This window comes from Nonomuraea sp. NPDC050383 (assembly GCF_044459125.1).
Lineage (GTDB): Bacteria > Actinomycetota > Actinomycetes > Streptosporangiales > Streptosporangiaceae > Nonomuraea.
Genome location: NZ_JBITIP010000008.1, coordinates 318921 through 343842 on the forward strand (window position 1 = coordinate 318921; position 24922 = coordinate 343842).

Annotated in this window: 26 protein-coding genes; 18 read left to right on the forward strand and 8 right to left on the reverse strand. The window is 71.7% G+C overall.

From position 1 onward, the window contains the following. The first annotated feature begins 156 nt into the window (after positions 1–156). The 3 genes from ACIBG4_RS22315 (at position 157) to ACIBG4_RS22325 (ending at position 3003) form a co-directional block, all read left to right on the forward strand. Entirely contained in the window at positions 157–1143 is a 987-nt protein-coding gene (locus ACIBG4_RS22315; RefSeq protein ID WP_397203410.1) for a DUF1838 family protein, read from the forward strand. A gap of 10 nt (positions 1144–1153) precedes the next feature. Further along, on the forward strand, positions 1154–2014 hold the full coding sequence (locus ACIBG4_RS22320; RefSeq protein ID WP_397203411.1) for a hypothetical protein: 861 nt from the start codon (positions 1154–1156) through the stop codon (positions 2012–2014). Positions 2015–2085: 71 nt separating this feature from the next. Continuing rightward, on the forward strand, positions 2086–3003 hold the full coding sequence (locus ACIBG4_RS22325) for a DMT family transporter (RefSeq protein ID WP_397203412.1): 918 nt from the start codon (positions 2086–2088) through the stop codon (positions 3001–3003). A gap of 36 nt (positions 3004–3039) precedes the next feature. Here the strand turns inward: ACIBG4_RS22325 and ACIBG4_RS22330 are convergent, their stop codons facing one another. Beyond that, entirely contained in the window at positions 3040–3795 is a 756-nt protein-coding gene (locus ACIBG4_RS22330; RefSeq protein WP_397203413.1) for a class I SAM-dependent methyltransferase, read from the reverse strand. Between the two features lie 114 nt (positions 3796–3909). On the opposite strand from ACIBG4_RS22330, the gene ACIBG4_RS22335 reads away from it, so the two are divergent. Continuing rightward, positions 3910–4452: a CGNR zinc finger domain-containing protein gene (locus ACIBG4_RS22335; RefSeq protein ID WP_397203414.1), complete on the forward strand. Its 543-nt coding sequence runs from the start codon at positions 3910–3912 to the stop codon at positions 4450–4452. Positions 4453–4513: 61 nt separating this feature from the next. Here ACIBG4_RS22335 and ACIBG4_RS22340 read toward each other — a convergent pair whose 3' ends face one another. From ACIBG4_RS22340 to ACIBG4_RS22350, 3 genes are all read right to left on the reverse strand, one after another. Beyond that, positions 4514–4651 (reverse strand): hypothetical protein, encoded by a 138-nt coding sequence (locus tag ACIBG4_RS22340; RefSeq protein WP_397203415.1) that lies wholly within the window; start codon positions 4649–4651, stop codon positions 4514–4516. A gap of 104 nt (positions 4652–4755) precedes the next feature. After that, positions 4756–5115 (reverse strand): ClpX C4-type zinc finger protein, encoded by a 360-nt coding sequence (locus ACIBG4_RS22345; RefSeq protein WP_397203416.1) that lies wholly within the window; start codon positions 5113–5115, stop codon positions 4756–4758. 9 nt (positions 5116–5124) lie between these two features. Then, the gene (locus ACIBG4_RS22350) at positions 5125–5475 is read right to left on the reverse strand and encodes a hypothetical protein (RefSeq protein WP_397203418.1); all 351 of its coding nucleotides are present in this window, start codon (positions 5473–5475) and stop codon (positions 5125–5127) included. A 337-nt stretch (positions 5476–5812) separates the two neighbouring features. Here ACIBG4_RS22350 and ACIBG4_RS22355 point away from each other — a divergent pair, with 337 nt between their 5' ends. The 8 genes from ACIBG4_RS22355 to ACIBG4_RS22390 all read left to right on the forward strand — a co-directional run bounded on the left by ACIBG4_RS22355 (position 5813) and on the right by ACIBG4_RS22390 (position 12963). Further along, complete coding sequence (locus tag ACIBG4_RS22355) at positions 5813–7636, forward strand: glycosyltransferase family 2 protein (protein ID WP_397203419.1); 1824 nt, start codon at positions 5813–5815, stop codon at positions 7634–7636. A gap of 75 nt (positions 7637–7711) precedes the next feature. After that, entirely contained in the window at positions 7712–8743 is a 1032-nt protein-coding gene (locus tag ACIBG4_RS22360) for an energy-coupling factor ABC transporter permease (protein WP_397203420.1), read from the forward strand. Between the two features lie 18 nt (positions 8744–8761). Beyond that, the gene (gene cbiQ, locus ACIBG4_RS22365) at positions 8762–9517 is read left to right on the forward strand and encodes a cobalt ECF transporter T component CbiQ (protein WP_310706857.1); all 756 of its coding nucleotides are present in this window, start codon (positions 8762–8764) and stop codon (positions 9515–9517) included. Continuing rightward, positions 9517–10266: an ABC transporter ATP-binding protein gene (locus tag ACIBG4_RS22370; RefSeq protein ID WP_355435392.1), complete on the forward strand. Its 750-nt coding sequence runs from the start codon at positions 9517–9519 to the stop codon at positions 10264–10266. The genes cbiQ and ACIBG4_RS22370 overlap by 1 nt, the downstream gene beginning before the upstream one ends. Positions 10267–10320: 54 nt before the next feature. Continuing rightward, positions 10321–10659, forward strand: a complete 339-nt coding sequence (locus tag ACIBG4_RS22375; RefSeq protein ID WP_101785558.1) for an STAS domain-containing protein — start codon at positions 10321–10323, stop codon at positions 10657–10659. 48 nt (positions 10660–10707) lie between these two features. Then, entirely contained in the window at positions 10708–11481 is a 774-nt protein-coding gene (locus ACIBG4_RS22380) for an SDR family NAD(P)-dependent oxidoreductase (RefSeq protein ID WP_310706856.1), read from the forward strand. Between the two features lie 6 nt (positions 11482–11487). After that, entirely contained in the window at positions 11488–12252 is a 765-nt protein-coding gene (locus ACIBG4_RS22385; protein WP_310706855.1) for a crotonase/enoyl-CoA hydratase family protein, read from the forward strand. Positions 12253–12360: 108 nt separating this feature from the next. Then, entirely contained in the window at positions 12361–12963 is a 603-nt protein-coding gene (locus ACIBG4_RS22390; protein ID WP_397203421.1) for a rhomboid family intramembrane serine protease, read from the forward strand. A 53-nt stretch (positions 12964–13016) separates the two neighbouring features. Here the strand turns inward: ACIBG4_RS22390 and serC are convergent, their stop codons facing one another. Further along, positions 13017–14126 carry a phosphoserine transaminase gene (gene serC, locus ACIBG4_RS22395; RefSeq protein ID WP_310706853.1) on the reverse strand — a complete coding sequence of 370 codons (1110 nt, stop codon included), beginning with the start codon at positions 14124–14126 and terminating at the stop codon, positions 13017–13019. Positions 14127–14278: 152 nt separating this feature from the next. Here serC and ACIBG4_RS22400 point away from each other — a divergent pair, with 152 nt between their 5' ends. Beyond that, positions 14279–16789, forward strand: a complete 2511-nt coding sequence (locus ACIBG4_RS22400; protein ID WP_397203422.1) for an ABC transporter substrate-binding protein — start codon at positions 14279–14281, stop codon at positions 16787–16789. A gap of 45 nt (positions 16790–16834) precedes the next feature. On the opposite strand, the gene ACIBG4_RS22405 is transcribed toward ACIBG4_RS22400, so the two are convergent. Beyond that, on the reverse strand, positions 16835–17941 hold the full coding sequence (locus ACIBG4_RS22405; protein ID WP_310706851.1) for a citrate synthase 2: 1107 nt from the start codon (positions 17939–17941) through the stop codon (positions 16835–16837). A 252-nt stretch (positions 17942–18193) separates the two neighbouring features. Between ACIBG4_RS22405 and pdxH the strand changes: the two genes are divergently transcribed. Together pdxH and ACIBG4_RS22415 are read left to right on the forward strand one after the other, a co-directional pair. Next, positions 18194–18847: a pyridoxamine 5'-phosphate oxidase gene (pdxH, locus tag ACIBG4_RS22410; protein WP_310706850.1), complete on the forward strand. Its 654-nt coding sequence runs from the start codon at positions 18194–18196 to the stop codon at positions 18845–18847. Positions 18848–18857: 10 nt separating this feature from the next. Further along, positions 18858–20108: an MFS transporter gene (locus ACIBG4_RS22415; protein ID WP_397203423.1), complete on the forward strand. Its 1251-nt coding sequence runs from the start codon at positions 18858–18860 to the stop codon at positions 20106–20108. Between the two features lie 36 nt (positions 20109–20144). Here the strand turns inward: ACIBG4_RS22415 and ACIBG4_RS22420 are convergent, their stop codons facing one another. Next, positions 20145–20774, reverse strand: coding sequence for a UdgX family uracil-DNA binding protein (locus ACIBG4_RS22420; RefSeq protein WP_397203424.1), 630 nt, complete (start codon positions 20772–20774; stop codon positions 20145–20147). A gap of 121 nt (positions 20775–20895) precedes the next feature. Here ACIBG4_RS22420 and ACIBG4_RS22425 point away from each other — a divergent pair, with 121 nt between their 5' ends. The 3 genes from ACIBG4_RS22425 to ACIBG4_RS22435 all read left to right on the forward strand — a co-directional run bounded on the left by ACIBG4_RS22425 (position 20896) and on the right by ACIBG4_RS22435 (position 24737). Next, a complete protein-coding gene (locus tag ACIBG4_RS22425) occupies positions 20896–21600 on the forward strand; it encodes a metal-dependent transcriptional regulator (RefSeq protein ID WP_310706847.1) in 705 nt (234 codons plus the stop codon). Positions 21601–21723: 123 nt separating this feature from the next. After that, on the forward strand, positions 21724–23943 hold the full coding sequence (locus ACIBG4_RS22430; RefSeq protein ID WP_397203425.1) for a SpoIIE family protein phosphatase: 2220 nt from the start codon (positions 21724–21726) through the stop codon (positions 23941–23943). Positions 23944–23960: 17 nt separating this feature from the next. After that, positions 23961–24737 (forward strand): alpha/beta fold hydrolase, encoded by a 777-nt coding sequence (locus tag ACIBG4_RS22435; RefSeq protein WP_310706845.1) that lies wholly within the window; start codon positions 23961–23963, stop codon positions 24735–24737. Positions 24738–24752: 15 nt separating this feature from the next. Here ACIBG4_RS22435 and ACIBG4_RS22440 read toward each other — a convergent pair whose 3' ends face one another. After that, the gene (locus tag ACIBG4_RS22440; RefSeq protein WP_310706844.1) at positions 24753–24914 is read right to left on the reverse strand and encodes a hypothetical protein; all 162 of its coding nucleotides are present in this window, start codon (positions 24912–24914) and stop codon (positions 24753–24755) included. Between the last annotated feature and the right edge of the window lie 8 nt (positions 24915–24922).

The following is a 24922-nucleotide window of genomic DNA, read 5'->3' on the forward strand; positions in this document are numbered from 1 at the left end:
CCGGCCTCCCGTACTGCGTGTTCTGTCGCGGAATTCTCGCAGATTCCCTGTCGCCGGGAAGCTCAGAATGATCACGAACGGGTGTGATGCGGTGCGGCTCGTCGGCTGAAATGATCAGGCTGGTCTCTGTACCCCCTGAGCATCGCGGGAGCACTCTTGTTCAAGCGCCGTGGTTTGACCCTGTCCGCAGCCCTTGCCGCGCTGCTGGTGACCGTCGCCGTTCCCGGAGCGGCGGCCGACGACGTGACGGACGATCCCACCTATCCGGGGCCGGTCTACCGAACGGTCACGGACAAGAGCGGGATGCTGTCGTTGCAGACCAATGGGCGGCCGGACGGGCGGGACATGGTGTTCCGGATCTCGGGATCCGTTTACGCCAACATCGAGGGCAACGCCTACGACCCGCAGCTGCGTCATGGCCAGAAACTGTTCAACATCGAGGGCTACAACATCCGGCGGCTGTACCGGGTGCCCGGCACCACGCAGCTCTACCAGCTCTCGCGCGAGATCGTCTTCTACACCGACCCCGCCGACCCCACGAAGATCGTGCGGGAGTGGAAGAACCCGATCGACCTCAAGACCTACCCGGTCGTCCCCATCAACAACGACGCCGTGAACTTCGGGCCATTCAACGTCACCCCGTCCTACGCCGGCCCGCCGCTGCGGCAGATGTACGACGAGACCGAGTGGACGAGCGACATCCCGGTCCGCACGGACCTCAAGACCACCCTGGGCGAGCCGTTCGGCCTGGTGAACGGCGTCTACGCGGCTCAGGAGATGTTCGACTTCTACGTCGACGACCGCGAGGTCGCGGCCCGCACGGTCGCCGGCTCGGTCCCCAAGGGCGCGATGAAGACCAAGATCAGCTGGTCGAGGACGAGCCCGTGGGCGCCGTTCATGTGCCTGCCCGAGACCGACGTCCGCGGGCAGCTCACCTACCACGCCCGCAGCTGGTCGCTGGGCTCCTACCTCGACATCGAGCCGTGGCTGCGCGCGGAGATCGACGCCGCCTACCCGCTCTACACGACCGCCCCCGCCGCCCCCGGCCCGAGCGAGAACTCCTGGACCTCCTTCTACAACAAGCAGCTCGGCAAGGGCGCCACCACGTGGACCGGGTGGTGCGCCGCCAACGGAAAGGCGTAACGACGCTCGCATGGCTGAGGACCTTGTGCGGGGGGCCGTCATCGGGTTGCCGCTGGGACTTGGGCTGGGATACCCGGTGTCGCGCCTGTTCGACGAGGACCTTGACGGCTACGTGGCCATGCCGGGCGTGATTCTGGCCGTAGCGCTGATCTTCCCCGCTGGATGGCTGCTCGCGAGAGTGGCGCGGATCGCGAGCCCGCTGCGCACCGCGCTGCTCGCACCCGTGCTGTTGTGGGTGCTCAGCCGGGCGGTGGCACTGGCTGTGCCCCCCGCGAGCCCGAGGATGGTTCTCCTCGGAATCGCCGGGCTCGCCGTTGTGAGCTACGCGGGCGCCGCACGACTGACGGGGACCACGTCACCGGCGCCACGCGTGATCGCCGCTGGAATGGTGTGCGCATGCGTGATCACGACCCCGATGGTCCAGGAGTGGCGGGCGGAGACCCGGCAGCGGCAGCAGCGGACCGCGTACATCGAGCACCTCCGCGAGTCCGTGCCCCTGGCGGTGCCCGCTGTGGTCCCCGGCCGCAGGCTGGTCAGGGCGCTGACCCTCGCCGACCAGGTCCTGGAGCTCTCCTACGCCAAGGGTCGTGGGAACGACGCCGACGTGTCCGTCCGCATCACCGACGACGAGGATCCGCGCCACGCCTGCGAGGTGTGGAGCAGCAACGACGCCGAACCCGGCTGCCGAAGGCTCGCGGCGGACCGTTGGCTCTGGCGGCACGGGACGGAGGGCAGGATGGTGCTGTTCGCCAAGGTCGGGCATCGGCTGGTCGAGGTCGACTCGGGGAGTCTGACGGTCGACGAGGCCCTCACCGTGGGGAGCGAGTTGCGCACCGTCAGCGCGGAGTACTTGGCCGACGTGGGTGACTGAGTGGTTCGCCGTGCTCAGTTCAAGGGACATTTCGGTCAGTAGCGAAGGATTCCGGCCCTAACGTGGGGCCCATGAGAACCTCCTCCGAATCCCCGTGGGCGGCGGTCGCGGCGGCCGGTGTCACCGTCGTGCTGTGGGCCTCCGCCTTCGTGTCCATCCGCAGCGCCGGCACCGCGTACTCCCCGGGCGCGCTGGCCCTCGGGCGGCTGCTCGCCGGGGTTCTGGTGCTGGGGGTCATCTGTCTGGTGCGGCGGGTGGGATGGCCGGCGCGGGCCGCGTGGCCGGGCATCCTCTGCTCGGGCGTGCTGTGGTTCGGCGCGTACATGGTGGCCCTGAACTGGGGTGAGCGGGAGGTCGACGCGGGCACGGCGGCCATGTTGATCAACGTCGGGCCGATCCTCATGGCGCTGCTGGGCGGGTGGCTGCTGGGCGAGGGGCTGCCGCGGCGGCTGCTGGCCGGGATGGGGGTGTCGTTCGCGGGGGCGGTCGTCGTGGGGGTCTCGGTGTCCGGGTCCGGGCACGCCTCCGTGCTCGGGGTGGTGCTGTGCCTGCTGGCCGCCGTGTCGTACGCCGGGGGCGTCGTGGCGCAGAAGCCGGCGCTGAAGCACGCCGGCGCGTTGCAGGTCACCTTCTACGGGTGTCTCGTGGGCGCCGTCGCCTGCCTTCCCTTCGCGGGCGTACTCGTGAGCGAGGCGGCCCGGGCTCCGCTGTCCGCGACGCTCAACATGGTGTACCTGGGTGTGTTCCCGACCGCGCTGGCGTTCACCACCTGGGCGTTCGCCCTGGCGCGGACGACGGCCGGGAAGATGGGGGCGACCACCTACGTGGTGCCGATGCTGGTCGTGCTGATGTCCTGGGTGGCGCTGGGGGAGGTGCCCGGGATCATCACCCTGGCCGGCGGGGCGCTCTGCCTGGCGGGAGTCGCCGTCTCCCGCCGTACGGGCTCCGCACCGGCCGCGACTCCCGCGGCCGGGGCCGGCTCCCGGTGAGGTCGCGTCCGACGGTACGGGCGTACAGCAGGTGCGTCAGCCGCGGACCGCGCACAGGAGGCGGTTGTTGCCGCGCTGCCACAGCGTGCCGACCTCCGCGAACCCCGCCTCCCGCAGCGCCGTGACGTGCTGCGACAGCAGGTGCGACTCCGAGCCGTGATGGTCGGCGCCGGCCGTGGTGCGGGCGGCGTCCAGCTCGGCGAAGTCCGGGTCCGCGGTGATCGCGTCCCACCAGGTCCGCCAGTCCTCGGGCTCCTTGCCGGCGAAGACCCGCTCGGTCTCCCGGTCGTGCACGGCCCGCTCCAGCCGGGACAGGGCGGGAGTGGCGTCGTCGGAGTCGAAGTGGTCGCCGTTGAGCAGGAGCCCACCGGGCCGCAGCACGGAGGCCAGCTCGGCGTACACGCGGCGCAGGTCCGGCTCGGAGATCCAGTGCAGCGCGGTGGTGCTCACGGCCACGTCGACCGGCCGGTCGAGGGCGAGCGAGGCGGTCCAGCCGGGGGTGCGCAGGTCGAGGGAGACGAACGGGAGCTCCGGGTACGCGGCCCGGCCGAGCCCGATGAGCAGTGGGTCGGCGTCGACGGGGATGACCGTGGCCTTGGGGAGCCGGTCGACCAGGCGGGCGGACAGCGAGCCGGGGCCGCAGCCGAGGTCGAGCACGAGGGGGTCGGGGCGGCCGGCGGCCTCGACGGCGTCGATCAGCACCTTGAACCGCTCCTCGCGGTCGGGCAGGTAGCCCTCCTGCTGCCGGTCCCAGCGCGCGATCCACTCCCGTGCGGCATCGTGGGTGAGCACAATCGTCTCCCTGTCACTGTCGAGTACGTAACTGTCGAGTAGGCTTTCGGCAGTCACAAGTTAGAGCATGAAGGCGTAACTGGTCAATTGAATTTCAACAGTCACACCGATGCCGTGGTCCATGTCGCGGTCGCGCTGGTGAACGGGCTGACGCCCGGCGAGAGCCGCGGGCGTGCCGTCACGCCCCCGGGCGACCTCGCCGTCACCGCCACCGAGACCCTCCGCTCCGCGTACCCGGGCCATCGCGAGGTGGCCGCGGAGGAGGCGCGGGAGCTGGTGGAGATCGCGGGGCGGCTGCGCGTGGTGTTCGAGGCGGTCGCGCGTGACGACATGGACACGGCGGCTCTCCAGGTCAACGCCGTGCTCCACGACACCCGCGCCCGGCCCATGCTCGAACGGCACGACGGCGAGCCCTGGCACCTGCACTTCCACGGCCCCGGCGGCACCATGGCCGGCGACTGGGGGGCGAGCTGCGCCACCGCGCTGGCGGTCGTCCTGGGCGGGGAGTTCGCCGACCGCCTCGGCGTCTGCACGGCGCCGCACTGCGACCGGGTGTACGTGGACGTCTCGCGCAACGGCACCCGCCGGTTCTGCTCGACGGCGTGCCAGAACCGGGTGAAGACGGCCGCGTTCCGCGCTCGCGGCAGGGTGGGGTGAGAGGCTCGGCGACGGGCCCCAACTCCAGCTCCCCGGGTGCGGCCGGGGAGCTGGAGCCCGTTCATTCAGCGACGGTCCGCTCCGCCTCCACGCGGAGGGCGGCCAGTCGCTCTGCCTCGTCGTGCAACGCCGCGATCAGGAGCAGCTCCAGGCGGAGCTCCGCGAGGTCCGGCGCCGCGAGGCCGTCAAGGACGCTCATGGCGGGCCTCCTCTGAGAGGAGGACGCCCCACCGGTCACACCGGTTTACCGCTGCGCGGATATCGGTCCCAGCGAAATCCGGCCCCGGGTGGACCCGGAAGGCGTCACTCCCGGAACCGCTCCCACGCGGACTGCCGGGTCATGCCCAGCGAGGCCCCGATGCGCTCCCAGCTCACGTCGCGCGTGCGCAGGTGCCGTACCCAGTCATGCAGGTTGTCGTCGACCTGGACCTGCACCGCGGCGATCTTGGGGAGATGGTCGAGGATCTGCTCCTCGGTCATGGTCTCCCACATGGGCAGGCGCGGCTCGGTGGAGGCGGCGAGCCGCTCCTGCTCCAGGATCTCGGAGCAGAGGCCGACGCACTCGTCGCAGATGTGGACGCCGGGGCCCGCGATGAGCTTCGCGACGTCCGCGCTCTGCTTGTGGCAGAACGAACAGCGGAGGTTCTCTTTCCAGTCAGGCATGCCCTGACGTTAATCCGTCAGGCGATTCCTGACAACCTCCATCCGGGTCCGGATGATCTCCTGACGTTCCTCGCTGATCCTGCGGCAGATCGTCACGTACGCGTTGACGACCTTGCAGTAGGCCTGGCGCGCCTCGTCGAGCTGGGCGGCGAGCGCGGCGATCCGATCGAGGTCGCCCCGCAGCTCGGCCTCCGTAAGAAGCGCGCGCGTCTCCTCCATGATCTCTTCGGCCCGCAGCCGTGTCCTGCGGAGCACTGCCGAGCACTCGGAGAGCTCCCTCAGGCGCGCCGAGGAGACGATCAGCTCCGCGGCGCGCACCGCCGAGCCGGTTTCCCCGTGTCTGCGGAGATCAGATGCCACTCCCGCCACCTCCCCGGTCGAGATTGCCTAAGCGTAGACGCGTGAAAGGGTGCGGCGGATCACCGCGGAAGGCCCTGGGGTACGGCACTCCTACCGGTGGGAAAGTTCTCTACCCACGGTGGAGAAACCCCTTCCTGAAAGTAATTCGGTGCTGACAAATAGTGACCGATTAGCACTATTGCCGGGGCTTTTCTGGAATAGGGGAAGAATTGTCGGAGTCGGGAGGGGACGGGAAAAAAGCGTGCGGCGAAGTCGGCCGATCGCCCCACGCGCCCACCGGCCTTCGTCACATACTGAAACGAGGTGGAGGCGGACTGTAGCGGCGAGGGGCGCGGCTGTGGCTATCACGACATCGGCGAAGGACGAGGAGACGGTGGACGTCAGCATCGTCATCCCGGCCCGCGACTGCCGGCCGTACCTGGACCGGTGCCTGACCTCGGTCCTGGTTCAGCGGGTGCGCAAGGAGATCGTCGTCGTCGACGACGGCTCGACCGACGGCAGCGCGGAGCTGCTCGACCTCTACGCCGCCTACCACAGGGCCAGCGTCAGGATCGTGCGCCTGGAGGGCGCGGGAGGAGGGGCCGGGCGCCCGCGCAACGTCGGCCTCGACCACGCCACCGGCCGCTACGTCTTCTTCTGCGACGCCGACGACTACCTCGGGCCCGAGGCGCTGGAGCGCATGGTCGCCATGGCCGACCGCAACGGCTCCGACATCGTGCTCGGCAAGATGGTCGGCCACGGCCGCCGGGCCCCGGTCTCGATGTTCGCCCGCGACGCCGAGCACGCCGATCTGGGCGCCAGCGCGGTCTACAACAGCCTGTCGTGCTTCAAGCTGTTCCGCCGGGACATGCTCGAACGCCACCGCATCCGCTTCGCGGAGAGCCTGCTCGTGGGCGAGGACATCTACTTCACCGTCCACGCCTACTGCCACGCGGGCGTGATCTCCGTGGTCGCCGAGCACGACTGCTACCACCTGGTCGCCCGCTCCGACGGCAGCAGCATCATGCAGCAGTCCGGCAGCCGCGATCCGCTGGGCTGGCTCGCCATGATCCGCGGGCCGGTCCAGCTCATGCTGGAGCACGTCCCTCCCGGCCCGCTGCGCGACCACCTGCTGCTGCGGCACTTCAAGCTCGACGTGCTGGCCCAGCTCGGTGTGCCGTTCCTGGAGTCCGGCCAGGTGCGGCGCAAGGACATCGCGCAGGAGGTCGCGGCGCTGTGCGACGAGTGGCTGACGCCGGGGGTCCACGCGCGGCTCGGCCGCATGGGCCGCCAGCGCATCGCCTCCCTCGACGACGTCGACCGGCTGGGGCGGCTGGCCGACATCGAGGCCGCCGCCGTCCGCCGCCGGCTGACGGCGCTGCGCTGGGAGGACGGCCAGCTCGTGGTCGCGGGCACGGCCGGGCTCGACGGCGTCCACCTGCCGTACACGATGTCGCTGGTGCTGCGCGAGCGGCACGACGCGGGGCGGGAGCTGGTCGTGCCGGCCGCCTGCGAGGGGGACCGGTTCACGGCCCGCGTGGACGTGTCGGAGCTGGGCTCGGGCATCTGGGACGCGCGGATCGCCATCGAGCTGGAGAACGTGCTCCGGACGGGCCGGCTGGGGGCCGACCGTGACGAGGACGTCGCCCGCCCCGCCGCCCGGCTCGTCGGCGAGGCCGTCGTCATCCCGTACTTCACCAAGGACAACGGCAACCTCAGCGTGGACGTCGGCGGGCACCTGATGGCGGTGCCGGGCTGTGTGCGGGTCATCCGCACCCGGTGGGCGCTGGGCAACCGGCTGGCCATGGACGGCGAGGTCACGGTCGGCGGTTCGGCGCCCGCCGCGTCGGCGCTGCGCCGGCTGATCTGGCGGGAGCGGCGCACCGGCGCCGAGCGGGCCGAGCGGGTGGTGCCGCTGCCGGACGGCGGGTTCACGGCCCGGCCCGTGATCGGCCGGCTGACGCCCGGCACCTGGGACGCCTACCTGGAGGTCGTGGTGGGCGGGCCGCCCGCACGGTTCCGGGTCGAGATCGACGCCGAGACGGTGGCCGCGCCGCGCCGGCTGTGGGGCGGGGCCGTGTTCCGCAGCGTGCGGCCGTACGCGACGCCGGGCAAGGGGCGGTTGAGCGCCGTCGTCCGGAAGCTCACCGCACGTACCGTGCTTCAGAGAATCCTGCCGTAATTGCCACCTATGTGCAGGTGCAAGGGAATGTCCTAAAGTAGGGCATGTTGTGACGCCCTAGCTGGAGGATGTGCCGTGCACGTACCCGATGGCTTCTTCGACGCGGCCGTGTCCGTCTCCGCCGGAGCCGTGGCGGCGGCCGGCGTGGCGGTGTGCCTGCGCGGAGCCCGGCGCGAGCTGGACGACCGCACCGCTCCCATGGCGGGGCTCGTCGCCGCGTTCGTCTTCGCCGTGCAGATGCTGAACTTCCCGGTCGCGGCCGGCACCAGCGGGCACCTGCTCGGAGGCGCGCTGGCGGCGATACTCGTCGGCCCCTACACAGGGGTGTTGTGCATGGCCGTGGTCCTGCTCGTCCAGGGCGTGTTCTTCGCCGACGGCGGGCTCACGGCGCTGGGCATCAACATCACCATCATGGGCATCGTCACCGTGCTCGTGGGCTGGGGCGTCTTCCGGCTGATCACCCAGCTCGTCCGGGGCAAGGGCGGGGTGACGGCCGCCGCGTTCCTCGCCGCGCTGGTCTCGGTGCCCGCCGCGGCGCTGGTGTTCACGCTGCTGTTCTGGATCGGCGGCACGGCGCCGATCGAGGTGACGGCCGTGGCCGCCGCCATGGGCGGCGTCCACGTGCTCATCGGCATCGGCGAGGCCGTGATCACCGCGTTCACGGTCGGCGCGGTCCTCGCGGTCCGCCCCGACCTGGTGTACGGGGCGCGCGGGCTGGCCACGTCGCTGGTGCTGCGCGGCGCCGACGGCGCCACGACGGTGGAGCCGGCCCGGCCGGCGCCCTCGGGAGTGCGGCCGCGACCGTTCCTGCTCGGCGGGGTCGGCCTGACGCTGCTGCTGGCGGGCGTGGTGTCGTTCTTCGCCTCCTCCAGCCCGGACGGCCTGGAGGCGGTCGCCGAGAACAAGGGCTTCCTCGACCAGGCGACCGACCACCTGATGAGCTGGTCGCCGCTGGGGGACTACGGTGAGGTGGGCGGCATCCCCGTGGGCGTCGCCGGGGTCATCGGCGTCGGCATCGTGCTGATCGTCGCCGGGGCCGTCGCCTACGTGGCCCGCGGCCGGTCCACGGGCGAGGAGGCCCGCGGGCAGGACAAGGTCCACATCTAGGGAAGGCGCGGAGTACGGATGGGCGCGGGGCACCACCACCAGCTCTACCTGCCGGGCGGCTCGGTGGTCCACCGGCTGCCGCCGCAGTGCAAGCTGCTCGCCGTCTTCGCCTTCGCCGTGGTCGTGGTGGCCACGCCGCGCGAGCGGTTCTGGGCGTTCGGCCTGTACGCGGTGATGCTGGCGGCCGTCGCCTGGGCCGCCCGGGTACCGCCGGGGCACGTGCTGCGGCGGATGGCGATCGAGCTGCCGTTCGTGCTGTTCGCCTTCCTCATCCCCGTGATCGGCCTGGGGGAGCGGACCACGGTGCTCGGCCTCTCACTGAGCGTGCCGGGGCTGTGGGCGGCGTGGAACATCCTGGCCAAGGCCACGCTGGGCGTCATCGCCTCCATCCTGCTGGCGGCCACGACCGAGCCCCGGGTGATCCTGCTGGGGGCGCAGCGGCTGCGTGTGCCGTCGCTGCTGGTGCAGATCGCCATGTTCATGCTGCGCTACCTCGACGTGATCCTGGACGAGATGCGGCGGATGCGGGTGGCCCGCGAGTCGCGCGGCTTCGAGGCCCGGGACGTCCGGCAGATCCCCGTGATCGCCCGCTCGGCGGGGGCCCTGTTCATCCGCTCGTACGAGCGGGGTGAGAGAGTGCACCTGGCGATGCTGAGCCGCGGCTACTCCGGCCGTATGCCGATGATCGGCGAGGTCTCGGCGTCGGCCGCGCAGTGGGGGACCGCACTCCTGCTGCCGGTTTCGGCTCTGGCGGTGTTGGGACTGTCCCTGTGATCGTGAACTCTCTCGAAGTCAGCCGGCTGGCCTACGCCTACCCGGACGGCACGCAGGCCCTGTTCGGCGTGGACCTGACGATCGGCCGGGGCGAGCGGGTGGCGCTGCTCGGCCCGAACGGCGCGGGCAAGACCACGCTCGTCATGCACCTCAACGGCATCCTGACCCCCGGGCACGGCACGGTCGCCGTGGCCGGCACGCCCGTGCGCAAGGACACGCTCAAGGACGTCCGTCGCCGCGTCGGCCTGGTCTTCCAGGACCCCGACGACCAGCTGTTCATGCCGACAGTCCGCGACGACGTGGCCTTCGGCCCGGCCAACATGGGGCTGACCGGCGAGGCGCTGGAGCGCGCGGTCAGGGGCGCGCTGGACCGGGTCGGCATGCTGGAGGCCATCGACCGGCCGCCGCACCACCTGTCCTTCGGCCAGCGCCGCAGGGTGGCCGTGGCGACCGTGCTGGCGATGGAGCCGGAGATCCTGGTGCTGGACGAGCCGTCGTCCAACCTGGACCCGGCCGCCCGCAGGGAGCTCGCCGAGATCCTGCGCTCCCTCGACGTGACCGTCCTCATGGTCACGCACGACCTGCCGTACGCGCTGGAGCTGTGCGAACGCTCGCTGATCCTCTCCGACGGGGTGATCGCCGCCGACGGGCCCACGCGCGAGCTGCTCTCGGACGCCGAACTGCTCGCCGCCCACCGGCTGGAACTCCCGTACGGCTTCGCCATTCCAGCTCCGGCCGAGCCGGCCTGAGCCGCGCCACAGCACCTCCAGTCGAAGTACAGTGGCTCATCGAGGAGGGGCCCAATGAAGCTGCGGCTTGCGCGACACGCCCTGGGTGACGCCGTGGTGGTGGCCGTGGAGGGTGAGCTCGACCTTTTCACGGCTCCGTTCCTCCGGGACGAGGTGCGCGACGCCATCAAGCAGGACAGCGCCCGGCTCGTCCTCGATCTTCAGCAGCTCTCGTTCATGGACTCCAGCGGCCTGTCGGTGCTGATCGAGGCGTGGCGGCTGGCGACCGGGGAGGGCGGCGGGGTGTCGCTGGCGGCCCCCCAGGCGCCCGTGGCGCGGATCCTGCGCACGACGGGCCTCGACCGCCGCATCAAGGTGTACTCCGACGTCGACAGCGCCGTGGGTGAGATTTAACCCACCCCGAGTAGAACTTCATTCGGTCGGCGGGTTAAGGTCCCCGATATGGACGTGAACGGATCTGCAGCAATCATCTCCGGCGGCGCCAGCGGCCTCGGTGAGGCCACCGCCCGTGAGCTGGCGCGGCACGGCGCGACCGTCGTCGTCGCCGACCTGAACGAGGAGCGCGGCAAGGCCGTCGCCGACGAGCTCGGCGGCGTCTTCGTCCGGACCGACGTGTCGGACGAGGACCAGGTGCAGGCCGCCGTGGACGCCGCCGTCGGCACCGGCAAGCCGCTGCGCGTCGTGGTCAACAGCGCGGGCATCGGCTGGGCCGAGCGCACGGTCAACCGCGACGGCGCCCCCCACAGCGCGGCCTCCTACCGCAAGGTCATCGAGGTCAACCTGATCGGCACGTTCAACCTCATGCGCATCGGCGCCGCCGCCATCGCCAGGACGGAGCCGGTGGACGCCGACGGCCAGCGCGGCGTGGTCGTCAACACCGCGTCCGTCGCGGCCCTGGAGGGGCAGACCGGCCAGCTCGCCTACTCCGCCTCGAAGGGCGGCATCGTCGGCATGACCGTCCCCGCCGCCCGTGACCTCGCCGCCATCGGCGTCCGGGTCAACACGATCTGCCCCGGCATCATCGACACCCCCATCTACGGCTTCAACCCCAACGCCGACGAGTTCAAGGCCAAGCTCGTCGCGCCCGTCGTCTTCCCCAAGCGCATGGGGCAGGCCGGCGAGTTCGCCCACCTGGTCCGCTCGCTCATCGAGAACGACTACATGAACGCCGAGGTCATCCGCTTCGACGGCGGCATCCGCTTCCAGCCCAAGTGAGGTCCCGTGTCTGACGACGTCCTCGTCGAGGAGTCCGGCGGCGTCGCCGTGCTCACGATCAACCGCCCGAAGGCGCGCAACGCGATCAACGGCGCGGTGGCCCGGGGCATCGCCGAGGCGCTGGACGCCCTCGACGGCCGCCCCGACGTGTCCGCCTACGTTCTGACCGGCGCGGGCGGCACCTTCAGTGCCGGCATGGACCTCAAGGGCTTCCTGGCCGGTGACTTCCCCGTGGTCGAGGGGCGCGGGTTCGGCGGCCTCACCGAGGCGCCGCCGCGTAAGCCGCTGGTGGCGGCGGTCGAGGGGTACGCGCTGGCGGGCGGCTTCGAGCTGGCGCTGTCCTGCGACGTGATCGTGGCCTCCTCGGAGGCGACGTTCGGCCTGCCGGAGCCCAAACGCGGGCTGGTGGCCGGCGCGGGCGGCATCATGCGGCTGCCGCGCCGCATCCCGTACCACGTGGCCATGGAGATCGCGCTGACCGGCGACCACTACCCGGCCTCGCGCCTGTACGAGCTGGGCCTCGTCAACCGGATCACCGAGCCCGGCGCGGCCCTGGAGGGGGCGCTGGAGCTGGCCCGCAAGATCGCGGCCAACGCGCCGCTGGCCCTCGCGGCGACCAAGAAGGTGATCATCGAGTCGGCGGACTGGCCGCTGGAGGAGATGTTCCGCCGCCAGGGCGAGATCATCAACCCGGTGTTCGGCTCCAAGGACGCCATGGAGGGCGCGGCGGCCTTCGCCGAGAAGCGCGCCCCCCAGTGGAAGGGCGAGTAGCCCGTCCGTCCGCCCCCTCCTCTCCAACGGGGAGGGGGTTTCTTTCTTCACGCGCGCATGACACGACCTGCGTACGGTAAAAGAGAGGGCGTCTAAGCAGGAGGACGTATGAGCGGCTATTCCGGGTCGAGGTACGAGTCGGTCAAGCGCGGAGCGGGCACGTTGCTGACCGGCGCGCTCAGTGCCCTCGTCGTGATGGTGCTGATCCTCGGCGTGATGTGGGGCGTCGAGATCGTCGACTACCTGGCGAACGGCCGCCTCGACCAGTACGGGATCGTCGGATGGGAGCCCGAGGGGCTGGTCGGCATCCTGTTCGCGCCGTTCCTGCACGTCGGCTTCGGCCATCTCATGGCCAACTCGCTGCCGCTGCTCGTGCTCGGCTTCCTGGCCGCGGTGCGCGGCCTCGGCAGGTTCCTGGCCGCCAGCGCGCTCATCATCCTCATCGGCGGCCTCGGCACCTGGCTCACCAGCCCGGACATCATCACGGTGGGCGCCAGCGGGCTGGTCTTCGGCTACTTCGGGTACGTCGTGTGCCGCGGGCTGTTCGACCGCCGCGTCCTCGACATCGTCCTCGGCATCGGCGTGGCCGCCGCGTACTACTCGATCCTGTGGGGGCTGCTGCCCAACCAGCAGGGCATCTCGTGGCAGGGCCACCTGTTCGGCCTGATCGGCGGCGTCGTGGCGGCCTGGTTGCTGCGCCTCAAGCGGTGACCCGACCCGGCGCCGGAGATTCCCCGGCGCCGGATCACGTCGCGCGGATCAGGTCAGACGCGCTCGACCACGTAGTCGATGCACGCGGTCAGCGCCTCGACGTCGGCCGGGTCGATCGCCGGGAACATCGCCACGCGCAGCTGGTTGCGGCCCAGCTTGCGGTACGGCTCGGTGTCGACGATGCCGTTGGCGCGCAGCACCTTGGCCACCGCCGCCGCGTCCACGTCGTCGGAGAAGTCGATCGTTCCGACCACCTGCGAGCGGAACTCCGGCGCGGCGAACGGCGTCGCGAACGACGCCTTCTCGGCCCAGGAGTAGAGGCGCTGCGCCGAGTCGGCCGTGCGGGCGGTCGTCCAGGCCAGGCCGCCGTTGCCGTTCATCCAGTCGAGCTGGTCGGCCAGCAGGAACAGCGTGGCCACGGCCGGGGTGTTGTAGGTCTGGTTCTTCGCGGAGTTGTCGATGGCGACCGGCAGGCTGAAGAACTCCGGCACGTAGCGGTCCGTGGCGGCGATCTCCTCGACGCGGGCCAGCGCGCGCGGCGACATCAGCGCGATCCACAGGCCGCCGTCGGAGGCGAAGCTCTTCTGCGGCGCGAAGTAGTAGACGTCGGTCTCCTCGATCGACACGGGCAGGCCGCCCGCGCCGGAGGTGGCGTCCACGAGCACGAGCGAGTCGTCGGAGCCGACCCGCCGGATCGGCATGGCGACGCCGGTCGAGGTCTCGTTGTGGGTGAGCGCGTAGACGTCGACGCCGTCCTCGGCGACCGGCGTCGGGTGGGTGCCGACCTCGGACTTGATCACCGACGGCTCGCCCAGCCACGGCGCCTTGCGGGCGACGGTGGCGAACTTGGAGGAGAACTCGCCGAACGACAGGTGCTGGGAGCGGTCGCGGATCAGCCCGAAGGAGGCGATGTCCCAGAACGCGGTGGTGCCGCCGTTGCCCAGGACGACCTGGTAACCCTCGGGCAGCGAGAACAGGTCGGCCAGCCCGGAGCGCACGCGGCCGACCAGCTCCTTGACCGGCTTCTGGCGGTGGGAGGTGCCCATGACGCTCGCCCCGGCGGAGGCGAGGGCGGCCAGCTGCTCGGTGCGTACCTTCGAGGGCCCGCAGCCGAAACGGCCGTCGGCGGGCTTGATGTCAGCGGGAATCACGATGTCAGCCACCCGACCAGGTTACTGAGCCGCTCGGGATGACTTGGCCCGGGTCCGGATTGTGAGATGTGCGCGTCGCTGGTCGCCGCTCGTGACGATCACATACGCTCGGCCTGGTCAGGTGAATCTCGGGGGAGCAGTCGAGTCCGGAGGCCGGTTCGAACATGCCCAGCAGCCCGGTGTACCAGGTGATCGACGAGGCCGTGCGGAGGCCGTCGCCGCTGTCGAAGGAGCGCGGGCTGCCGATCCTGGTGTTCACCGGGGATCCGGCGACGGCCGGGCAGGCCGCCGGCACCGCGGCCTGGTTCGGCCGGCGGGTGCCGTACGCGGATATCCACGCCGGGGACTTCCCGGACGTGGCGGCCATCGTCGAGCGGCTGGCGGGCGCCCAGGGCATGCTGTCCACCTGGGTGCGCGGCACGCTGCTGCCGCCGCCCCGGTTCCCGCTGACCCTCTTCGCCCTGTGGGCCTGGAGCCGGCGCGGCGCCGAGGTCCCGGGCGCGGGCACCCCGCCCAACCCCGTGGTGAAGCGGCTGGTGTTCCGGCAGTGGCTGATCGAGTGGCGCAAGGAGCGGGCGCGCACGGGCCGGGTGCGCAGGGCCATGGCCGACTACGTGGGCCGCGCCATGACCACCTGGATCCCCGCCTCCGGCCTGGCCGCGTACGGGCTGCAGCAGCTCGTGGACGGCCTCAGCCTGCTGGTGTGGGGGGCGGGCATCGGCGTCGCGCTCGTCGGCGGACTCGTCCACGCCCTGCTGCTGATCCGCGGGCCGATCTTCTACCGCTGGTTCCGCCGGGCCCCCTACTTACGGCGCGGGCGGGACGAGAGCGTCATCGAGTACGCGGTGCGCGTCAGCGAGGCGCCGCCGGAGGAGGTCGAGCGGCTGCTGGTCGCCGCCCTGCTGGAGGACCTGCGCCAGGCGTACCAGCGCCGGGTCATCCCATGGCCCGGCTGGGGCCGCGACACGTACCCGGTGCTGTGGCTCGGCGGCGCCGACCCAGGCACGGTCCGCCGCCGGTTCATGGAGTTGCTGAACGACGTCAGGACGGTCGCCGGGCAGAAGGGGCCGCTGCTGGTGGTCGTCTCGACGACGGTGCCGCCCGCGGCGCAGCCGGCCGAGCCGCCCCGCGGCCCGGAGGCGGACGCGGTCGAGCTCCACCACGGCTGGCGCGACATGGTGCGCCGGGTACGGCCCAGTCCGTACGTGCTGATCGAGGCGGACCCGCGCGGGCGGGCGGGCAAGGACAAGCCGCGCAGGCTGCTGCCCGTGCGCCCGCTGGCCTACTGGCTGGCCGTGGCGGCGCTGATCGTGCTGCCCCTCACCGGGGCCGTCGTCGCGACCGCGGGCTGCGGCGCCGAGCTGACCAGGGTGGCCGACCAGTGCGTCGGCCTCGGGGCGCTGGAGAAGATGGGTCCCCACCCCCTCGTCCAGCCGGTGCTGAGCCGCATCGAGCGGCAGAACTCGCAGATCCCGTTCGCCGCCAAGGTCTTCACCATGGTCTACCTCGGCCCGCTCACCACGCAGCCCGGCGCGGCGTTCAAGGACGGCCAGATGGCCGCGGTGGCGGGCGAGCTCACCGGCATCGGCGCCTATCAGGACAGCTACAACCGGAGCAAGTCCGACTGGAAGATGAGGATCGTCTTCGCCAACACCGGCCAGGACTTCCTCAGCGCCGAGCTGGCGGCCAGGGACATCGAGGGCCGTGCCCGGCGCGACCCCTCGCTGACGGCCGTCGTGGGCTTCGCCTGGAGCCGCGAGGAGGTCAGGCGGGCCGTGAACGTGCTGACCGGGGCCAACCTGCCGATGGTCAGCACGGTGAGCACGGTCGGCCAGATCGCCGGGGCCGGGCAGCAGCGGTCGGCCTACCTGTTCCGGCTCGCGGTCGTCGACGAGCTGCAGACCAAGGCCACGGTGGAGTGGCTGGCCACGCTCGGCCTGGGCGAGGGCCTGGCGCCGAAGCCGAACGTGGCCGTGGTCTGGCAGCGGCAGCCGGGCGAGCTGTACAGCGAGGACCTGAAGAACCTGTTCCTGCGCGAGTATCCCGGGGTGAAGTCCGAGCACTCCTTCGGCGACGACGCCTCGCTCGGCGCGGCGATGGAGGAGGCGTGCGGGAGCGGGGCGCGGGTCGTCTACTACACGGGCCGGGCCGACTTCCTCAGCGGCCTCAAGCGGGCGTGGGGCGCCTCGTGCGAGCGGCGCAAGGTCAGGCTGGTCGTCTCGGACGACCTCACGGGCGCCATCGCCAACGACGTCACCTCCAACGGGCGCGGGCACGACACGACCCTGTCGTTCGTGTCGCTGACCGACGTGCGCGACTCCTCGCTCAACCAGGGGCAGAAGACGCTGCGGCAGTGGGCGGGCACGTCGTTCGTGTTCTCGTTCGCGCACGCCTCGTTCGGCTACGACGCGGCGCAGGCGGTGGCGATCGCGGTCGACGCGTACCGGACGCAGAGCGGCGCGGAGGACATCCGCGACGGCGTTCACTACAACCTGAGGGGCCTGCGCTTCGACGGCGCCACGGGGTCGGTGGCCTTCTCCGGCGACGCCCGGGACCACGACGCGCAGGGGCGCGAGGTGTGGCTCATGTCCGTCGAGTCGGGGCAGCCGATCCGGGCCCGGTGGGTGTGCAGGCCGACGGCGGCGGTGGCCGGCTGCGCCGCGCCGCCCAGGTGAGGTGCACCCGGGAGGCGCGGCGTGGCCGGCCGGAACGGCGCCGGGTCAGATGGTGCCGGCGACCTCGGCGGCCCCGGGCACGTCACTGAGCGGACGCGAGGCCGGGCCGATGTAGTTGGCGCTCGGGCGGACCAGGCGGCCCGTCCGCTTCTGCTCCAGGATGTGCGCGGCCCAACCGGCCGTGCGGGCGCAGGTGAACATCGAGGTGAACATGTGCGACGGCACCTCGGCGAAGTCGAGGACCACGGCGGCCCAGTACTCCACGTTGGTGGCCAGCACACGGTCGGGCTTGCGGGCGTGCAGCTCCTCCAGAGCCGCCTGCTCCAGCGCGGCCGCCACCTCGTAGCGCGGCGCGTCGAGCTCCTTGGCGGTACGGCGGAGCACGCGGGCACGCGGGTCCTCGGCGCGATAGACGCGGTGGCCGAAGCCCATGAGCCGCTGGCCCTTGTCCAGCTCGCTCTGCACGTACTTCTTGGCGTCGCCCATCTGCTCGACGCCCTCGATCATGTGCAGCACGCGGGCCGGGGCGCCGCCGTGCAGCGGGCCGGACATGGCCCCCACGGCGCCGGACAGAGCGGCGGCCACGTCGGCGCCGGTCGAGGCGATCACCCGGGCCGTGAACGTCGAGGCGTTCATGCCGTGCTCGGCGGCCGAGGTCCAATAGGCGTCGATGGCCTTGACATGCCTGGGGTCGGGCTCACCGCGCCAGCGGACCATGAACCGCTCGACGATGGTCTTGGCCTCGTCCACACGGCTCTGCGGCACCATCGGCAGGCCGAGGCCCCGCGCCGACTGCGCCACGAAGGACAGGGCCATCACCGAGGCGCGGGCGAGCTGGTCGCGCGCCTCCTCGTCCGAGATGTCGAGCAGCGGCTTGAAGCCGTAGGCCGGGGCCAGCATGGCCAGGGCGCTCTGCACGTCCACCCGGATGTCACCGGAGTGGACAGGAATGGGGAACGGCTCCGCCGGGGGCAGACCCGGCTGGAACTTGTTGTCGACCAGCAGGCCCCAGACGTGCCCGAAGGGGACACGGCCGACCAGCTCCTCGATGTCGACGCCGCGGTATCGAAGGGCGCCCCCTTCTTTGTCCGGTTCCGCGATCTCGGTCTCGAAGGCCACGACGCCTTCGAGGCCGGGTTTGAAGTCGGACATTGTTGGCCGCCTCCCTTTCTTGCCATGTTCCGGCAATGCTGCGTGTACGGTTGCGGCCGCTTCGGGACTCGTCGGCATTGTTGCCTCGCTCTCTCGCCCCGAGCTCCACCGCTCTGTTGATGTCGAGATACCGGCGGGTCAATTTAACCCCCTGCCGAGTCATGCTCGGTCTCCGGACCCGTTGAAACGCCATCGCCCCAGGTCGGGGGCTCAGTATGGGGTCCGCGGCCGGGCGCGCAAGAATACCGTCTCGTGGATGCCACCTCGCGCCCGCCCTCGCTGGCCGGGCTTCGCCGCACGTATGAGGGCGAGCCGCTGCTCGAATCCGACGTCTCTCCCGATCCGATCACGCAATTCAGCGTGTGGTTCGAGGACGCGCTGCAGGCCGGCGTGCCCGAGCCGAACGCCATGGTGCTGGCCACGGCCTCGGCCGGCGGCCGGCCCAGTGCCCGCACCGTGCTGCTCAAGGGCTACGACCAGAGCGGCTTCGTCTTCTACACCAACTACGAGTCGCGCAAGGGCCGCGACCTGGCCGAGAACGCCAGGGCCTCGCTGCTGTTCCCGTGGCACCCCATCCGGCGCCAGGTGCGCGTGGAGGGCTCGGTGGTGCGGCTGCCGCACGAGGAGTCGGCGGTCTACTTCCGCTCCCGGCCGTACGGCTCGCGCGTCGGTGCGTGGGCGTCGCGGCAGAGCGCGGTGGTGCGCTCGCGGGAGGAGCTGGACGCCCGCTACGAGGAGCTGGCGGCGCGCTGGCCGGACGATCCGCCGGTGCCCGACTTCTGGGGCGGCTACCGGGTCGTGCCGCTGGAGGTGGAGTTCTGGCAGGGCCAGCTCGACCGGATGCACGACCGGCTCCGCTACCGGCGAACCGGAACCCGGTGGGTCCTGGAGAGACTCGCCCCTTAATGTGCGTCACGTGGCAATCGGGGAGCTCGTAAAACGTCACTTACTGGACACCCGGCCGCTGGCCGTGCCCGCGTACCGGCGGATCTGGGCCGGCCAGACCGTCTCGCACGTGGGCAACGCCGCGACCCTCGTCGCGGTCGGCCAGCAGGTCTACGTCCTCACCCACTCGTCCTTCTGGGTGGGCCTGCTGGGCATGGCCAACTTCGTCCCGCTGGTCGCCTTCGGCCTGTGGGGAGGCGCGGTCGCCGACGCGGTCGACCGGCGCCGCCTCCTGCTCGCCGGCTCGGCCATCTCGTGGGCGGGCACCCTGTTCATCCTCCTCCAGGCGCTCCTCGGCCTCGGCAACGTCTACGTCCTGCTGGCCGCCGTCGCGGTGAGCGCCACCGGTTTCGCGATCAGCTCGCCCACCCGGGGCGCGATCATCCCCCGCATCCTCACCCCGGACCTCGTGCCGGCGGCCAACGCACTCAACTCCCTCGTCCACAGCCTGGGGGCCATCGCCGGGCCGATGATCAGCGGCCTCCTCCTCGCCTGGTCCGGCTACCCGGCCGTCTACGCGCTCGACGCGGTCCTGTTCGGCGCCGGCCTGTACGCGGCCCTGCGTCTGCCGTCGCTCTCGCCGCAGGGCGTGGTGCGGCGGCCCGGCGCGCGGGCGGTCGCCGAGGGGCTGCGGTTCATCCTCGGCAGCCAGGTGCTGCTCATGTCGTTCGTGGTGGACATCGTCGCGATGGTGCTCGCGTACCCCCGCGCCCTGTTCCCGCAGGTGGCGGCCGAGCGGTTCGGCGGCGACCCCCTCGCCCTCGGCTGGCTCAACGCGTCCATGGCGATCGGCTCGTCCGCCGGTGCGCTGTTCTCCGGCTGGGTCGGGCGGGTCACCAGGCAGGGGATCGGGCTGGTCGCGGTCATCGCCGTGTGGGGGCTGTCCGTCGCCGCCGCCGGGCTCGTCCACCAGTTGTGGGCCGTCGTGGCGTTCATGGCCGTGGGCGGGGCGGCCGACGTGGTGTCGTCGGTGTGGCGGCAGTCCATCCTCCAGCTCCACGCGCCGGACGAGATGCGCGGCCGCATGCAGGGGGTCTTCCTCGTGGTCGTGGCCGGCGGGCCGCGGCTGGGCGAGCTGCGGGCCGGCGCCACGGCCGCCGCGTTCGGGCTGGGCGCGGCCTGGGTGGGGGGCGGGCTGGCGTGCGCCGCCGCCGTGCTGGCCGTCGGCCTGTCGGCCGCCCGCTTCAGGAACTACCGCTCCGGCGACCGTACGGAGGCTTAGGCGACCGTACGGGGGCTTGGGCGGCCGTACGGAGGCTCAGGCGGCGCCCTTGACGGTGCCCGCGGCGACCCGGAGGTCGGCCAGGAAGCCCGCGTAGGCCGCGTCCCGGTCCGGGGCGCGCAGCACCGCCGACGGGTGGATCGTCGCGACGGCCAGCGCGTCCCCCAGCGGCACGGGCTCGCCCCGCTGCCGCGTCACCCGGAACGCCGCCCCCAGCAGCGACCGGGCCGCCGTGGCGCCCAGCACCACGACCACCTCCGGCTCCACCACCGCCAGCTCGGCCGTCAGCCACGGCTGACACGCCTCCACCTCGGCGGCCGTCGGCTTCTGGTGGATGCGCCGTTTGCCGCGCAGGACGAAGGAGAAGTGCTTGACCGCGTTCGTCACGTAGACGTCGTCGCGGTCGATGCCCGCCTCCTCCAGCCCCCGGTCCAGGATCCGCCCGGCGGGCCCCACGAAGGGCGCGCCCTTGCGGTCCTCCTGGTCGCCCGGCTGCTCGCCCACGAGCATGAACCTGGCCCGCGCCGGCCCCTCGCCGAAGACCGTCCGACTGGCGTTCCGGTACAGGTCGCATCCCTGGCAGCCCGCCGACGCCTCCCTCAGGGAGTCCAGGTCGAGGTGGCCGGGAAGGAACCGGGCCGCCCCGTTGTTGCCGTCCTTTGCCATCGCCGGTCCTTGTCCGCAAGTGAAGAGGTACGCAAGTAAGGTTTCCTCTGAACTTGTGTGCCCGAGGCGGACGGGCTCAGTCCCTGCCATGACCGGCGTAGCATTCCAGATGGGAGGAGCCTTGACCGCACACGGCCTGATCGACACGACGGAGATGTATCTCCGGACGATTTACGAGCTCGAAGAGGAGGGCATCGTCCCCCTCCGGGCCCGCATCGCCGAGCGTCTTCAGCAGAGCGGCCCCACCGTGAGCCAGACCGTGGCCCGCATGGAGCGCGACGGCCTGGTCCGGGTGGAGGGCGACCGGCACCTGTCGATGACCGAGCTGGGCCGCACCCTCGCCACGCGGGTGATGCGCAAGCACCGCCTCGCCGAGTGCCTGCTGACCGAGGTGATCGGTCTGCCGTGGGAAGAGGTGCACATCGAGGCGTGCCGCTGGGAGCACGTGATGTCGGAGTCCGTCGAGGCCCGCCTGGTGACGCTGCTGCACAACCCGACGACCTGCCCGCACGGCAACCCCATCCCGGGGCTGGGCGAGCTGGGAGCCCAGGAGCCGGCCGACACGACTGTGTCCGTCTTGACCTCGATGTCGGCCCTGGCCGGACCGAGGGACATACCCGTGGTCGTGCGGCGAATTAGCGAACAAGTGCAAAGCGATCCCGCCGTGATGCTTAAACTCAAGCAAGTTGGGATACAACCCGGACGCGAGGTCACGCTCGCGGCGAGCGACGACGGTGTACGGGTGACAGGTGACGGTGACGCGAACGACATTCCCGCGGAGCTACCGCGCGACGTTGCCGCGCACGTCTTCGTCTCCAAGCGCTGACGCGCGCGCTGCTGCTTGGTTGAATCCCTCGAGGGAGGCCCTCCACTCCCCGCCGGTCAAGACTGTTGCAGGAGCGCCCGTGGTTCGCTTTGCGCACATGCCTCCCCGAGGAGTGGTCTCCGGATGAAGCGCTGGGGGGATCTCTCCGAGGACGCGGCCGACCAGCTCGCCGCGGAGTCCGTCCTGGACCATGTCGAGATGGCGGTCGTGGTGACCGACCGTTTCAGCAACCTCCTGTACTGGAACCCGTTCGCGGAGAAGCTGTTCGGCCGGCCCGGCAAGTCCGTGGCCGGTGACACGTCGGTGCTGTCCCTCGGCATCCTGGAGAAGGACCACCCGCTCGCGGTGGAGCTGGCCAAGCACGTGCTCAAGGGCGGCGTCTGGGAGGGCACGTTCGACGTCCGGCGCGGCGACGGCACGATCGTCTACGTGCGCGCCCAGGCCGTGCCGCTGCGTCATCCCTCCGGCTCGGTGACCGGCATCGTGATCACCGCCCGCGAGGCGCTGCGCAGCAACGAGCGCGAGAAGGACCGCTTCGGCCTGCTGGAGCGCATCGGCGAGCGGCTCGCCGGCTCCCTGTACGTCGAGGAGACGCTCAAGCGGGTCGCCGAGATGCTCGTCCCGCAGTTCGCCGACCACTGCTTCATCGAGCTGATGGAGGGCGACCGCCTGGTGCGCCGGGTGTCGCAGCACGTGCAGGGCTGGACCCCGCCGCCCGGCACCTGGAAGCCGGTCGGCGCGGAGATCCGCTACCCCCCCGGCCACTACGCCGACGTCGCGATGCGCCGCCAGGAGACGATCCTCGTCGAGGACTTCGCGGTCAACAGCTTCCCCAGCCCGAGCGAGAACAGCGCCAAGCTGTGCGGCGAGGTCGGCATGACCTCCGCGATCGTGGCGCCGCTGTGCGTGCGCGGCGAGACCCTCGGCCAGATGTACCTCGGCCTGTCCAACCTGACCGACCGGCGCAGCCCCCACTACGACGCGTTCGACCGTGACTTCGTCGGCGCCATCGCCACCCGGGTCGCGCTCGCCATCGACAACGCGCTGCTGTTCGAGGAGGAGCGCCACACCGCCGAGTCGTTCCAGAAGCACCTGCTGCCCAGGGCGCTGCCGGAGCTCGACGGGCTGCAGATCGCGGTGCGCTACTACCCGGCGGCGCCGCTCGCCTCCCACGGCCAGGGCATCCAGACCCAGGTCGGCGGCGACTGGTACGACGTGATCCCGCTGTCGGCCGGCCGGGTCGGCATCGTCATCGGCGACGTCGAGGGCCGGGGCGCCCGCGCCGCGGCGATCATGGGGCAGCTCCGCGCCGCGCTGCGGGCCTTCGCCCAGGACGACAAGTCGCCCGCCGACATCCTCGCCCGGCTCGACGAGTGGACGCGCATCATCGCCACTCCCGAGAAGGACGACAGCGGCGCCGACATCAGCGTCCCGCCCATCGTGACCTGCCAGTACCTCGTCTACGACGCCTGGTCGCGCACGTTGTCGTTCGCCAACGCCGGCCACGCGCCGCCGCTGCTGCTGGTCGACGGCGAGTGCGTCGAGATGGACATCGAGGATGTCGGCCAGCCGCTGGGCGTGCGCGCCAAGGGCCTGCACGCCGACCTCGTCTACAAGGAGCAGACCCGCGTGCTGCCGCCCGGCGCCGCCCTGCTGCTCTACACCGACGGCCTGGTGGACCGGCGCCCCAACCGCGACGGTCAGATGGCGAGCGACGAGGAGACGCTGGGCGTGCTGCGCGAGAAGCTCGCCAAGTACGCCGACGCCGAGGTGGAGCGGGTGGCCGACGCCGCCACGGTGGCCGTGCCCGGCGAGATCGACGACGACATGGCGATCCTCGTGGTCCGCTCCAGCCAGGCCGACCTCGACGTGGAGGAGCGCACGTTCCCCGCCCAGCCGATCATGGTGGGCGAGGCGCGCCGCATGGCGTCGGAGGCCTTCGACGCGTGGAACGTACCGGAGGAGCGGGCCGAGCTGGCCTGCCTGCTCGTGTCGGAGGTCGTCACCAACGTGGTGCTGCACGCGGCGACCGCCACCGTGCCGCGCCGCGAGCTGACCGTGGACGGGCCGCTGCCGTTCGACGAGTCGTGGGACGTGCCGGGCTTCGAGGACGAGGTCGTGGGCGAGAAGGAGTTCACCCTGCGGCTGCGGCGGGGCGACGAGGCCGTCTGGGTCGAGGTGTTCGACCAGGACCTCCGGCTGCCGCGCATCCGTAGCGCGGGGGAGAACGACGAGGGCGGCCGCGGGCTCTACCTGGTGGACCAGTTGGCCCGGCGTTGGGGCTCGCGACCCACCAGGGAAGGCAAAGCCGTCTGGTTCGAGATTCCCACCCGTAGCCGCTGAGTGGTTCACTCGTCGGCATGGAGCTGGCCTTCGAGCGGCGTGGCACCGGCGCGCCGCTGATCCTCGTCCACGGCATCGGCCACCACTGGCAGGCGTGGCTGCCGGTGATCGACCGGCTGGCCGCCTCGCGCACCGTGATCGCGCTCGACCTGCCCGGGTTCGGGGTCTCGCCACCGCTGCCCGCCGGCACCCCGTACACCGCGGAGTCGCTGGCCGACGCGGTCGAGGCGTTCTGCGACCTGCTCGGGGTGCGGGAGCCGCACGTGGCGGGCAACTCGCTGGGCGGCTACATCGCGCTGGAGCTGGCCTCGCGCGGCGTGGTCCGCACCGCCACCGCGCTGTCGCCGGCCGGCTTCTGGTCGCGCTCGGAGCTCCTGTACGGCCGGACGGCGCTGCGCGCCATGCGGGCGGCGGCCGGCGCGCTGTCGCCGGAGCAGGCCGTCCGGGCCGCCTCCACCCCGGCGGGCCGGGCGGTGAGCGCCGGCCTGCTGGTCGCCCACCCGTCGAGGCTCTCGCCGGAGGCGCTGGTCGCCGCCTCGCAGGCGCTGGTCGCGGCGCCGGGGTTCGAGGAGACGCTGGAGTCGTTCGCCGGGATGATGCCGCCCGCGCCGCCCAAGGCGCCGATCACGATCGCCTGGGGCGAGCACGACCGGCTGCTGCCGCGCCGCCAGGCCGTGCGCGCGGCCCGGTGGTCGGGGCAGCGGGTCAAGCTGCTGCTCGGGTGCGGCCACGTGCCGATGAGCGACGACCCGGAGCTGGTGGCGCGGGTCCTGCTGGAGGGCAGCGGTGGCTAGGGCGGTGCGGCCGGGTCAGCGGAAGGTCTGGCCCCAGAGGAGCAGCATGACGATCACAAATACGATCATGATGCCGGCGTAGCCGACGGCGCCCAGGCGCAGCGCGCGGCGCACGCGGTTCAGGACCCAGGCGAACAGCAACGCGAGGAACACCAGGAGGATCAGGCCGCTGTCCATGGTTGCCA